9 protein-coding genes and 1 riboswitch are annotated in these 13,056 nt (G+C 39.1%); of the genes, 2 read left to right on the top strand and 7 right to left on the bottom strand.

The features are described 5' to 3' along the window. Nucleotides 1-119: 119 nt before the first annotated feature. Complete coding sequence (locus I6N96_RS01355) at nucleotides 120-836, top strand: putative periplasmic lipoprotein (protein ID WP_209555702.1); 717 nt, start codon at nucleotides 120-122, stop codon at nucleotides 834-836. A gap of 202 nt (nucleotides 837-1,038) precedes the next feature. Here I6N96_RS01355 and mgtA read toward each other — a convergent pair whose 3' ends face one another. Then, nucleotides 1,039-3,651: a magnesium-translocating P-type ATPase gene (gene mgtA, locus I6N96_RS01360; RefSeq protein WP_209555703.1), complete on the bottom strand. Its 2,613-nt coding sequence runs from the start codon at nucleotides 3,649-3,651 to the stop codon at nucleotides 1,039-1,041. A 239-nt stretch (nucleotides 3,652-3,890) separates the two neighbouring features. After that, a riboswitch (M-box (ykoK) riboswitch) is annotated at nucleotides 3,891-4,059 on the bottom strand. A 545-nt stretch (nucleotides 4,060-4,604) separates the two neighbouring features. Between mgtA and I6N96_RS01365 the strand changes: the two genes are divergently transcribed. Further along, complete coding sequence (locus I6N96_RS01365) at nucleotides 4,605-5,474, top strand: AcpB/EbpR/MafR family transcriptional regulator (protein WP_209555704.1); 870 nt, start codon at nucleotides 4,605-4,607, stop codon at nucleotides 5,472-5,474. 88 nt (nucleotides 5,475-5,562) lie between these two features. On the opposite strand, the gene trxB is transcribed toward I6N96_RS01365, so the two are convergent. The 6 genes from trxB to I6N96_RS01395 all read right to left on the bottom strand — a co-directional run bounded on the left by trxB (nucleotide 5,563) and on the right by I6N96_RS01395 (nucleotide 12,953). Then, entirely contained in the window at nucleotides 5,563-6,504 is a 942-nt protein-coding gene (gene trxB, locus I6N96_RS01370; RefSeq protein ID WP_283811150.1) for a thioredoxin-disulfide reductase, read from the bottom strand. Between the two features lie 460 nt (nucleotides 6,505-6,964). After that, nucleotides 6,965-7,498 (bottom strand): GNAT family N-acetyltransferase, encoded by a 534-nt coding sequence (locus I6N96_RS01375; protein WP_209555705.1) that lies wholly within the window; start codon nucleotides 7,496-7,498, stop codon nucleotides 6,965-6,967. A 75-nt stretch (nucleotides 7,499-7,573) separates the two neighbouring features. Further along, on the bottom strand, nucleotides 7,574-9,358 hold the full coding sequence (locus I6N96_RS01380) for an ABC transporter ATP-binding protein (RefSeq protein ID WP_209555706.1): 1,785 nt from the start codon (nucleotides 9,356-9,358) through the stop codon (nucleotides 7,574-7,576). Further along, on the bottom strand, nucleotides 9,358-11,109 hold the full coding sequence (locus I6N96_RS01385; RefSeq protein WP_209555707.1) for an ABC transporter ATP-binding protein: 1,752 nt from the start codon (nucleotides 11,107-11,109) through the stop codon (nucleotides 9,358-9,360). The genes I6N96_RS01380 and I6N96_RS01385 overlap by 1 nt, the downstream gene beginning before the upstream one ends. A 157-nt stretch (nucleotides 11,110-11,266) precedes the next feature. Next, nucleotides 11,267-11,488, bottom strand: coding sequence for a YneF family protein (locus I6N96_RS01390; protein WP_209555708.1), 222 nt, complete (start codon nucleotides 11,486-11,488; stop codon nucleotides 11,267-11,269). Nucleotides 11,489-12,062: 574 nt separating this feature from the next. Beyond that, entirely contained in the window at nucleotides 12,063-12,953 is an 891-nt protein-coding gene (locus I6N96_RS01395; RefSeq protein ID WP_209555709.1) for a deoxyribonuclease IV, read from the bottom strand. Nucleotides 12,954-13,056: the final 103 nt, after the last annotated feature.

Here is a 13,056-nt window from a genome sequence, read left to right on the forward strand (position 1 = left end):
TTGTTGGATACCATGAGTAACGGTCTCATTTCGTGTGTTGAATCTTTAATAGGATTCATATAGACTTATGAGGGGTTAACTTCATGTATTTTTACTAACAAAAGAAAGGGAGAGAAAAAATGAAAAAAATTGTTGGAATCATATTTGCTTCAATATTGGTCATCCTTTTAACCGCCTGCAGCACTTCAAAAAAGGCAGAGTATGAAATAAAGGATGGTGATCCTTTGGAAATATTAGAAGATGCCGGTTACTCTCTAACCTATAATGACAGTTATAATCCAAGCGCAGTTCTGGAGAATGTAGAAGAGAAGGTTTCCATCGAATTTAGAATTTCCAATGGAAGCGGAGAAATCTGGGAAATCAACTATATAAATAAAAAAGACAAAATAGAAGAACTGGTTTCAGAATGGGGCCTGCCTACAGATAAAAGAAAATCAATCGCTCGTTATGTTGATTCTGTGAACTCGACTGGAATAACGACGCAGACACTTTGGACTCTTATTTGCGATTACTCTGCTGAAAACAATCCAGATGCACTTATCAATAAAAGTCGAAATAATCGCGCTCTCAAGACAAATACAGTCGGTCAGCTGTTGAATGAAGCCGGATATACATTCTATACGAGATATGAATCCTATAAAGATGGTGCCTATAAGTTGGATATCAATACTTCAAACCTCGAAACCGGTATTGGGTATCAGGTGAACATGTACAAGGGAAAGTTCCATGGATTAAAATACACAAACCTTTCGAAGAAAATCATAAATGAAGAAATCTATTACTCCGGCAAACATACAGGAGAGGAAAAACTATTGATTTATATCTCGAATCATTAGAAGAGTTAGATTTAAGTAAAGAGGAATTCATGCAGTTCTTCAGTGAATACCAAGAAGCTTACTATGAAGCAACAGGTATAGTACCTGGAAAACCTGCAAGTATTGAAGAGTAAACAGAAAAGAATCAAGAAGAAAAAACCTTTCTATACAAAAAAAGCGAACAGAAAATTTCTGTTCGCTTTTACAGTATCGCACTTTATTTCTAAATCCATTCTTTCGTCAGATGGATATACAATCGTTTCGCAACTTCTACTGTGATCAAGTACAGTGCAATGATCACGATAAACCAACCCCAGTATGCTCCAGGCAATTCAGTAAACTCAAATACAGATCTTAGTGGTGTTAGAACAATAACTATTCCCATAAGAATAGCACCTAAGCTTGTCAGCAATACTGGTGGAGACGCAATGCTTTGGATAAATGGCAGCTTTCTTGTACGTACCATGTGCACAACTAAGGTTTGACTAACCAAACCAACTACGAACCAACCTGTTTGGAATAAGCTTTGATCCGCAACCGTGTTTGCACTAAATACAAACCACATTACCAGATAGGTCATGATATCAAAGATACTGCTGACAGGTCCGATACACAGTGTAAACTTCGCCATGCTCTTTATTTCCCAACGCACAGGTTTCAACAGCTCTTCTTCATCTACATTGTCCCAAGGAATTGTCAACTGTGCTACATCATAAATCAAATTTTGGATCAGCAGTTGAATAGAAAGCATCGGCAGGAATGGTAAAAATGCACTGGCAACTAAGATAGAAAACACATTCCCAAAGTTCGAGCTGATCGTGATCTTGATGTATTTCATCATGTTGCTGAATACTTTTCTTCCTTCGATCACGCCGGCTTCTAAAACATTCAAACTCTTTTCCAATAGAATAATTGAACTGGCATCCTTGGTGATATCTGCCGCTGTATCTACAGAAATCCCTACATCTGCTTTTCTCAAAGCAGGGGCGTCGTTGATTCCGTCACCCATGAAGCCAACGGTATGACCATTTTTCTGTAAGGTTTCAATGATTCTTGATTTTTGCATCGGGTTTAGCTTCGCAAACAAATTCGTCATTTCCACTTCTTCTGCTAACTGCTCGTCAGACATCTCATCGACTTCTGTTCCTAAAACAACATGGGAAACCTCAATACCAACATCACCGCAAACCTTTTTGGCAACAATGTCATTATCTCCTGTTAAAACTTTCACGTTAACGCCATGCTCATGAAGTGATTTGATTGCTGTAATCGCTGATTTCTTCGCAGGGTCCAAGAAGCCCATGAATCCAATCAGTGTCATATCCTTCTCATCGTCTGTACTGTAAACCGCTTCGTTATGGACGTCCTTTTTCAAAGCAACAGCAATCACACGCATTCCTTGTTCGTTCATCTTACGGTTGACGTCACGCATTTTCTGGCGCAGCTCCTCTGTAAGTGGAACGATTTTCCCGTCGATTTCAGCATGTGTACACACTTCTTCCATCTCTTCCACAGCACCCTTAGTTACCATGAACTGATGACCATCCGCATTTACAACGACTGTCAATCTTCTTCGTGAGAAATCAAAAGGAATCTCATCCAGCTTTGTGATTGAGCTGAATGGTGTTGCTCGATCATTCTCTGCGTAGTAATTGATCACAGCGATATCCATCAGGTTTTTCCAGCCTGTTTGATAGTGCGAATTCAAAAATGCCATATCCAAAACCTGTTCATTTTCAATTCCTAAAGGATTCAAATGTTGTACTAAAACAACTCTATCCTCAGTGATTGTTCCGGTTTTATCTGTACATAGAACATCCATGCCGCCTAAATTCTGAATAGAAGGCAGTTCTTTTACGATCACCTTATGCTTAGATAATGTCAATGCTCCTTTTGCAAGGTTGCTTGTTACGATCATCGGCAGCATTTCAGGTGTCAAACCAACTGCTACTGCAATTGCAAAGAAGAATGCTTCTCCCCATTCACCTTTCGTCAAGCCGTTGATCAAGAAAACGATTGGGAATAAAATCATGACCATTCGCAGTAAAAATTTACTGACTTTTGTCAAACCAATATCAAAGGATGTTTTTCCACGTTGTGTCGTCGCATTTTTGGCAATGTCACCAAAGAATGTATTTTGACCAGTCTTCAAAATAATGGCTTTCCCCTGACCACTCAACACATCCGTTCCCATAAATACCAAATCCTGCATATCCAATGCGGATACATCCTGTTGATTTTTTTCAACACCTGCATCAACGAATTTTTCTACCGGCATGGATTCTCCAGTAAGTGAAGACTGATTGATGAATAAATCTTTTGTCCAAATCAGTACCGCATCCGCTGGAATCATATCTCCTGTTGCCAAGGTAATGATATCGCCGGGAACTACTTCATCCATCGGAATTTCTCTTGTTGTCCCTTCCCGAGTAACTGCTGTTGTATTTTCAATCAGCTCTTTCAATGCCAAACTTGCCTTTTGAGAACGATACTCCTGAATAAAGGTAATAACTACACTCGCTAGGATCATCAATCCCATAACAATTGCCGCTTCAAAATCTTGGGTCAACGCTGATACAATCATCAATAATGCCAATACAAATACAAAAGGATCTTTAAATGCTTCAATAAACATCAATAAAGCCGGTGTTGGCTTCTGTGCAGAAACCTCATTTGGACCATATTCTTCTAAACGCTTTGCTGCGTCTTCTTCAGACAATCCTTTTTCGGATGTCCGGAGTTCCATCATTAATTCTCTTTCAGAAAGAAGAGCAAGCTTTTTCAATTCTTGTTCTTTTGTTCCTTTTCTGATCTCTGTCATTTTTTTATTCATCATTGTTCTTTCCTCCGCTTTCTTACCTGCCGGAGAAAGAAAAGCTTCTGTCTATCCAGCAAGGTAAAGATTATTTTTGTTTCGCCTCTGATGGGGGTCTTCCATGATAATCTTCCTCTCTGTGTTCTTATTTTAAAATCAAATGTCAAATCATTACACTTTGGCAGCTGCCATCGTTCATTCAAACAACAGAAAAAACCGCATACTCAACAATAGAGTATGCGGCTTAAATAGCAACATAAATATATTCTCCATCGTTGAGCTTTAGCACTATAGGGCGTAGATAATTTCTTATCAGCTACATTATGGATAACCTTCACGATCATCCCTGTTCAACCAACTAAGAGTCTCTCGATTCTTTCGCGGCAGCAGCATGTGTCCATATAGGAGCCTCACCTAACAATTCGTCTATTCAATTCTCTATGAATCCAACTAAACAACTAGCAGAGAAAAGAATTTGTATTGTTTACTTAGAACAATAACCACTTTTGTGCCGAAAATATTTAGTGTGATTCACATGTGACCAAACCCATAATAAATGATTCTATCTAAAAAGTCAAAACAAATACGAGTATTTTTACATTTTTTATTTCAACTTTCAAAACAAAATCTATTTTTACTGTTCGTTATTTTTACGTAGCTGTTAATTTAGCTGATGTTTTTCTAAAAACCGATTCACTAAATTCAAAAAACAACGTCTGAGAACTAATTGATCTATCACTCACCCTTTGACAGCATTTCTTTATCTTCAGCAAATATTCACACTTTACCAATGAATTATCTACTTTTATGATTTGATGCATCTTACTTCTAAATTTTGATTGCATCGTTTAAAATAACATTTATAAATATATGTCTCAAAGCTAAAAAAATATATTGAAAACATAAAAATCAGTATGTTTCACGTTATATTTATTTATATGTCAGTCATCTCATACTCACTGGGGGCAATGAAAATGAAAAATATCTATCGACAACTGCTATCAACAAAAGAGCAACAGACTCTAATAATTCTCGAACTGCTTTATGCGGAGGATAGCTTATCATTAAAAAATCTAGCTGCCTATTCCGGGCTCTCTCCTCGAACCGTCTATTCTGAAATTTCACGTTTGAATGACACCAACAGCCCCATCCTAATTAAATCTCTTGGGAAACAAGGGTATCAATTGATCCTACCTGCTAATTTCACCAAAGACTACCTCTATCGGTTCATTCTAGACAGCAGCTCTGAAATACAGATTCTAGAAATTATTTTCTTCAACGAAGGAGAATACTCCATCGAATCCTTGAGTACTATTCTCCATTACAGCCCATCAACAGTAAGAAGGAGCATTCAAAAATTGAATGTTCACCTAGCATCCTCATCCATTAAGATAACCCAGCCGAAATTACGAATCGAGGGAAATGAATTTCAGATATTTCATCTGTTTCTTCATTTGTTTCGAGAACATTACCCAGTTGCACATCGATTTTATCCCAAATATGAGAATCAGCTGATTGAATGTTTTGCTAGAAAACTCATTAATTCTCTCGATACAACCGACCATTTTGATCGCTTTGCCACAATCAAATCTGCGTTGGTCATCAATATTAAAAGATTTCATTATCCAACAGAAAAGAGCCTGTTTGATTGTACTAAAATCCCCTTCGATGATGTTGCCCTGCTGAAAAGCTTTAATGAGCAGTGGCATACGCAATTTTTGACTAATCAATTTAGAAAAAATCCCATCAATTTTTTGAAAAATATCGTGGATATAAAAAAGCTCAAGCAAAGCTTAGCCATGCAACAAACTATCACAGAGACAGAAGTATCTATTCGACTTTAGAGCAAACGAAGAGAGTGGGATTGATTATTATCCCACTCTCTTATACTAAACTCATACATAAAAAGCCTTGTCTTGACGGCTCTTATTTTTATTCACTGACTCCTGCTTCTACTTCCTTCATGGATTCAAGGTAGTTATACACCTGTTGTCCGGCAATTCCGCCTTCTCCAACAGCTGTAGTAATTTGTCTCAGTGTTTTTTCTCGCACATCACCGATTGCATAAACACCTGGGATAGACGTTCTCATCTCCTGATCAGTGATGATCCAGCCTTCTTCATTGGTGATTCCACTAGTTCTAAATGGCTCTGTCAGTGGATCTAACCCCACATAGATGAAGACGCCATCAGCTGCAACTTCTTTAACTGCTTCAGTTTTCACGTTTTTCAATTGTACGCCAGTAACAACCATATCATTACCAATGATTTCTTCCAAAACAGTATCCCACTCAAAAGCAATTTTTTCATTTGCAAAAGCACGATCTTGGATGATTTTCTGAGCACGCAGCTCATCTCTACGATGGACGATTGTTACTTTTGAAGCAAATTGAGTCAGATAAATAGCTTCCTCAACAGCTGAATCGCCGCCTCCGATAACCATCAAATGTTTATTACGGAAGAACGCTCCATCACATACCGCACAATAAGAAACACCACGACCGGCATATTCTTCTTCCCCAGCAACGCCAAGCTTTCTATGTACACAGCCTGTGGCAATGATCACAGATTTTCCTTGATAGGTTGTATCTTCACAAATGATTTCTTTGTAACTGCCTTGGTCTTTTATATCCAGAACCATACCATAAACATTCTCTGTTCCGAATTTTTCTACACTTTCATACATTTTCATCGATAGGTCAGGTCCCATAATGGAATCAAATCCCGGGTAGTTCTCAATTTCAGCGGTGTTATTCATTTGTCCGCCGGGGACACCTCTCTCAATCATTAAAACAGATAAATTTGAACGTGAGGCATACAATGCTGCTGTCATACCAGCAGGGCCTGCACCGATTACGATAACATCATACATCATTATTTTGGTCTCCTTCTCCTTATTGTAGAATCTGTTCAGGTAACTTCACAAATCCTTTATTCTTGCGGTCCAATGTCCACATGGTTCAAGCGTAATATATTGTTTTTGTTTTGATCATGATTTTTTATTATGTACTTCTAAGACAGCATTAAGATGGTTGCTATTTTTAAATAAGTAGTTTAATCAAGTACATCTACTTTACAACCTAGCTACCTACTTGTCTACTTTTCTGCCTAAGTACCGACCTTAACTATATTACCATATTTCATCTATTTTGCTAGCCAATTTTTAAGTTTTATAACATCACAAAAAATCGTACAGCTCGTCAAGCATCCGCATAAAAATTAGTGTACCAATTACTTCTCAAGCTAATATCCAACAGATAGGTCGAATCATTTTTAGCAAAAAAACAGAAAGAAAAACAATGCTCGATGAGCTTCATTTTCCTTTCGATTGCCTATCAAGTATTTGCGGTACTCTTGTCCCATTGTTCTTTGGTAAATACATATTCATAAGATAAAAAGTTCTGATTCAGCGAGTCGGAAAAAAACTCTCCCTCTCGATCAAACTGAAAACCGCACTTTTCAATCAATCGTTTCGATCCGATATTATTTTGAAAACAGCAAGCATACACATAACTGATACCATTAGAAAACAGATGCGCTAATACTGCCTGTACCACCTCAGTCATGATGCCCTGATTCTGATAGTTCGGATTTAAAACGAAGCCTAGTTCTTTTGTATCTGCTCTGCCTTCCTCAGAATCCTCATAAACTGTAATGTGACCAATCACTTTTTGCTCTTCTTTGCTCACGATCGCCCTTGTATTGGTATTTTTTAAAAACATGTGTAAGAGCTGTTCGGTTTCTTCCATATATTCATGATACTTCCAGCCGGCAGATTCACCAATTCCTTCTATTTTGGCATAAGCATGCAGTGCTGATAAATCTTCCTTTTGAAAAACTCTTAGCACCGTTCTTGTTGTTTGAATCATTACTTCACCTCTTTATAAAAAGTCGACAACAGTGCTGTTCCTTTAAACAACCTACTGCTGTCGACCAAATTACTGCTATACTTCACTATTCTGCAGCTTATACATATCGGCATACAGTCCCTGCTCTGCAATCAGAGCTTCGTGATTTCCTTGTTCTACGATAGTACCCTTTTCCAGAACTAAAATCATATTCGCATCTCGGATCGTCGAAAGCCTATGGGCGATAGCAATTGTCGTTCTTCCTTGTCTCATGTTAGCAAGACCTTCTTGGATCAAGCCTTCTGTCTCTGTATCAATAGTAGCTGTCGCCTCGTCCAAGACTAAAATTTTAGGATCTGTTACCATGGTTCGGGCAAATGAAATCAACTGACGCTGCCCGCTGGAATAGCTGGCACCACGTTCGATCACTTTTGCTTGATAGCCCTTAGGCAAAGTTTCGATGAACTTATCTGCCTGAACAAAACGAGCTGCTTCTCTGATTTGCTCGTCAGAGATATTTGGGTCAAGCATGCGGATATTCCCAGCGATATCTCCATAGAACATGAATGCATCCTGAAGCACCAACCCCATTTTCTTACGAAGCTCCGCAATCGGGTAGTCACGAATATCCCGATCATCGATCAATATTTCTCCTTCATAAAATTCGTAGAAACGCATCAGTACATTGATGATCGAGCTTTTCCCGCTACCAGTATGACCGACCAGCGCAATCGTCTCACCAGGATTTGCGACAAAGCTGATATTTTTCAGCACATTATGCTCGCCATCATAGGAGAAGCTGACATTTCTGAATTCAATTTTTCCCATTGTGATATCACCGTCTGCTTCTTCGTGCTGCTGCGGCGTCAGCTCTTCCGTATCAAAAATTTTCAAGATTCGGCTTCCTGCAACAATCCCATCAGTGAAAATACTAAGGAAATCCATCATCTGGGTCATTGGCTGGAAGAATGCCTGAACATACGTTACAAAGGCATAAACCAAACCAACCTTGATTGGTGAATCCAATGCATCCAACCCAAATATCGTCAACGCTGCAGAAACAGCTAATGCGTAAAGCAGATTGATGATAGGACTCAGCAATAGTGAGTTTACACGAATCATAGCCAACTTTGTTTGTAAGTACTCCTCATTCGTTGTTTCAAACTCTTCCTCTAAGTGTTTCTCTTGGCGAAATTGTTGAATAATCTGCATACCAGATATATATTCATTCAGCTTTGTATTCAGCTGACTAAGCTTTTCCCTCATATTTCGATAGATCCGCGAACTGAATTTCTGATAATACCCAATAACTGCCAGTAAAATCGGTAGAAATAACAACATAAATAACGCAATTTTTTGATCGATTTGAAACATTCCGACAAAGGATGACAAGACTGCAAAGACACCTGTCAGCACCATCAAAAACACGTACCAGAATTCAAAAAGAGTTTCTGTATCATTCGTTACCCTAGAAACAATCGAACCTGCCGGTGTTTGATCAAAATAGCGCATCCCTAGAGTCTGCAGCTTTTCAAATAATTTTACTCGAATATATTGATAGCTTTTAAGCGAAGCCATTGAGTACAGGAACCATTGGAAAAACCAAACGATACTTTTCACGATAATCCCAAACATATACATTCCGGCAAACAAATAAATGATCTGCGCTGTTGCTGTTTTCGATGTCAAATAATTATCCATCAAGGTTTGAATGATCCGCGGCAAAATTGCATTGATCACAGAAAGAATGAAGGCAAACCCAATTGCCGCAGCAAAGGTTCGTTGAAACGGCTTTGCATATTTGAATAAACGCTTCACGATCGTTACCTGTTCCTTCATAGGAATCGATTTTGACCAAGCTGATTGTTGTTGTTCTTCCATTATGCTTCACTCCCTTCAATCTTCGCTTCCAGCTGCTGCTTGTCCCACATTCGTTTGTACCAGCCTTCAGCAGAAAGCAGGTCTTTGTGCGTTCCCCGTTCAATGATTTTCCCTTCATCAAGAACAATGATATCCTCTGCATGCATCACACTACTGAGACGATGGGCAGAAATAATCGTTGTTTTGTTCTTACGAGCGGACTTCAGATTCGTCAATATCGCTTCCTCAGTTTTTGCATCAACCGCAGACAACGCATCATCTAGAACCAACAACTCAGGATCGATGATCGCTGCTCTGGCAATTGATATCCGTTGTCTTTGACCACCTGATAGGGAAACTCCTCGTTCTCCAACCATTGTGTCATAGCCCTCTGCAAAGCCTTTTATATCTTCATTGATATAAGCCATCTTCGCCGCCTCTTCCACTGCTTCCTGAGAAAGCCTCGGAGCAGCGAAGCGGATATTGTCACGAACAGACATGGAGAAAAGAAAATGATCCTGCGGCACATAACCAATCCCCGTTAGAAGAGCATCCAAAGAATAATCCTTGATATTATGCTCCCCCATAGTGATTTGTCCCTGATAGTTGTCATATTCCCGCATCAACAGCTTCAGTACAGTTGTTTTCCCAGCTCCCGTCTTCCCAACGATCCCAAGAGTCCCTCCTTCATTGATTGAAAAATCAATGTTTTCCAATGCTGGATTTTCCTCCTTAGGATAACTGAAGGATGCCACAGCCATGCGCAAGGTGCCCTTAGCAGGGGTTTGAATCGCATCTTTTCTTTCGATGATATGTGTTTTCTCATGCAGCAGCTCGTTGACCCGGTCATAGCTGGCATTCCCTCGTTCCAACACATTAAACAGTCTGCCGATCGCAAACATCGGCCAAATCAACATTCCGATATAGCTGATAAAAGAGACCAGCTGTCCAATTGAAATCGTATTATTCATGATGAAATTGCCGCCAACAATGATCGTCAAGACATAAGAAATGCCTATGATCAAAGTGATGAATGGATCAAATAGAGAGTCCAAAAAGTTGACCCGTTTATTTTTAACGATTGCATCGTCTATTTTTTCAGTAAAATCCTGTATATCTTCCTTTTCCTGCCCAAAGGTTTTGATGACCTTCATACCTGTGATACTTTCTTGCGCCTTATCATTGATTGTTGAAAAGGCTGCCTGTGAATCACGGAATGCATCATGCAGCTTCGATCCCAAAACACGTGACATCACAGCTAAAAGCGGCAGTGGAATCAACGCAATCAGCGTCAACCGCCAATCCACAAAAATAATCATGGCAATGATTGTACTGCCTCCTGTAATAAAGGAATCCGCAAAGGTCAAAATCCCCGCACCAGCAACATTCTGGATTGCATTCAAGTCATTCGTTGCATGAGCCATCAAATCACCTGTCCGATGGTTTTGATAAAAGACACTATCCATTTCTGTGAAATGACGGAACAGCTGTCTTCTCAAGTCCTTTTCTAATCTCGCCGCACTTCCCCAAATGTACTTCCGCCAGATGTAACGGAAAATATATTGCGCCAGTGCTGCAGCCAGTAAGACACCGACCCAAAAAAGGATTTGCTCAAATGTAAATCCCTTAGTTGCAATGATATCTACGACTACACCGATCACTTTCGGTGGGATCAGCTGAACGATCGCCACCATCACTAAAGCAAATACCCCAATAACATAACTACTTTTTTCTTTCTTAAAAAACCATCCTAACTTTCTAAAAACAGACATCTGTTTTCCCCCTTCTTACACCACTTATCTTCTATTTATCACTTGTTCACCTTGTTTTACTGTCATGTTCCTGAACCCCTTTCCACTGCTTTTTTAGACACAAAAAAACGGGCAAAAAGATCTGCCCGTTGTGCTCGAAATTTTGATGTTCAGGAGTCTATTTGTCCCCCTGATTTTTCATCTGCTGCATCATTTGACGAATCTTCTTCTCAGAAGGTTTCTGTCCCATTGATGCCATCATCATTCGTAACATATCCTCATTAACGGGAGGATTCTTTTTGAGATGGTCCGTCATTGCTTTGCGGGCAAGGAAAAATCCGCCTACCGCACCTGCGATCAAAGCGATAACTGCGATTAAAACTACTACTCCTGTTGACATATAAATCTCTCCTTTCCATCTTAAAAGCGAATGAGTATCGTTTTCCCAAAAAAAGTGAAAAACAGTGCTATTCATTACAAGCTTTAAATTTTAAATAATCAATGTAGATGCAATTCTCTTTTAATTGCTCTCAAGAGAACATTTTACTAGAAAGACTGCAAAAAGAAAAGGCATTTTAAAAGATTCTCTAAAAGAATTTTTTAAAACACCAAATCCCGGCTTAAGAAAGCGGACAGTTAAAATTTTGCTGCTTCGATTCAGGCAATTCTTCATCAGCCCTGTTAAGAAAGGCCAAATAGAAAAATTCTGCCTTAGAAACTAAATGGATGTCATGTAGCTTTTGCTGTTACAATCATTTGAGGCATGTAAACGGAACACGTTTATATAAGGTATATCAAGCAATAGCAAACAGCATGACCGCGCACTAAAGGAAATAAAAGGCAAAGGAGGTCACTAAACAGGTTCCACCTTCGCCAATTCATTTACAGCATTCTCATTTTTATAGAAACGACCTCTTTGTGTCTATACTCAAAGCACCTTCCCATTTCTATTCATGAGAAATAGATTGACACTATTATTGTTCTTCGATTTTTTCCAACAGGTTTGAATCGAAGACACCGGCTTTCAGCATTTCTATCTCAAAGCCATAGGGTGCTTTTTTGTTTTTCTTATCTTCACCAACATATGGTGTTTCCAAAATTTTCGGTAGATCAGTCAATTTCTCATGATGAACAATCTTATTCAGTGCATCAAAGCCGATTGTCCCAAATCCAATATTTGCATGGCGATCCTTGTGAGAGGCCATTGGATTTTTTGAATCATTGACGTGGACTACCTTCAAGCGATCCAACCCAATGATTTTATCAAACTCTTCTAACACACCATCAAAATCCTCTTTTACATTATATCCAGCATCATTGGTATGACAGGTGTCAAAGGTTACAGAAAGTTTTTCGTTTAATGTGACACCTTCGATGATTGTTGCCAGCTCTTCAAAGGTACGTCCCAGTTCAGTTCCTTTACCTGCCATTGTCTCTAAAGCAATTTGAGGAATCTGTTCTTTCGAAAGTACCTCATCCAATCCTTTGATGATCTGTTTAAGCCCTGCATCCACACCTGCGCCTACATGAGCACCTGGATGAAGTGTGATTTGTTTGGCTCCTAATGCTTGTGCCCGTTGAATTTCCTGACGTAAAAATTCAGTCGCAAACCCAAAATTCTCAGGCTTGATCGTATTGCCCAGATTAATGATATAGGGTGCATGAACAACAATATTGCTGATGCCATGCTCCTCCATAAATTCTTGTCCTGCTTCAATGTTCAGCTCTTCAATAGGCTTGCGTCGGGTATTCTGGGGGGCTCCCGTATAAATCATAAATGTTGATGCATTGTAGCTAGCTGCTTCTTCCGCCGCTCCCAACAACATTTTTTTACCGCTCATACTTACATGTGATCCTATTAACATCTTGTTCCTCCTTAATTCTCATCCTTTTCAGGTTACGTGATATTTCGTCAAAAAACAATCTTTTTGCCTCTATCAAAAGAAACAAAAATTCTTTGTAAACAAC

Source organism: Enterococcus larvae, from assembly GCF_017830045.1.
Taxonomy (GTDB): domain Bacteria; phylum Bacillota; class Bacilli; order Lactobacillales; family Enterococcaceae; genus Enterococcus_L; species Enterococcus_L larvae.

Bases quoted from the DNA above. Each gene is read 5' to 3' on its own strand.
- I6N96_RS01355 (WP_209555702.1), top strand. From the start codon at position 120: ATGAAAAAAATTGTTGGAATCATATTTGCTTCAATATTGGTCATCCTT.
- mgtA (WP_209555703.1), bottom strand. From the start codon at position 3,651: ATGATGAATAAAAAAATGACAGAGATCAGAAAAGGAACAAAAGAACAA.
- I6N96_RS01365 (WP_209555704.1), top strand. From the start codon at position 4,605: ATGAAAAATATCTATCGACAACTGCTATCAACAAAAGAGCAACAGACT.
- trxB (WP_283811150.1), bottom strand. From the start codon at position 6,504: ATGATGTATGATGTTATCGTAATCGGTGCAGGCCCTGCTGGTATGACA.
- I6N96_RS01375 (WP_209555705.1), bottom strand. From the start codon at position 7,498: ATGATTCAAACAACAAGAACGGTGCTAAGAGTTTTTCAAAAGGAAGAT.
- I6N96_RS01380 (WP_209555706.1), bottom strand. From the start codon at position 9,358: ATGGAAGAACAACAACAATCAGCTTGGTCAAAATCGATTCCTATGAAG.
- I6N96_RS01385 (WP_209555707.1), bottom strand. From the start codon at position 11,109: ATGTCTGTTTTTAGAAAGTTAGGATGGTTTTTTAAGAAAGAAAAAAGT.
- I6N96_RS01390 (WP_209555708.1), bottom strand. From the start codon at position 11,488: ATGTCAACAGGAGTAGTAGTTTTAATCGCAGTTATCGCTTTGATCGCA.
- I6N96_RS01395 (WP_209555709.1), bottom strand. From the start codon at position 12,953: ATGTTAATAGGATCACATGTAAGTATGAGCGGTAAAAAAATGTTGTTG.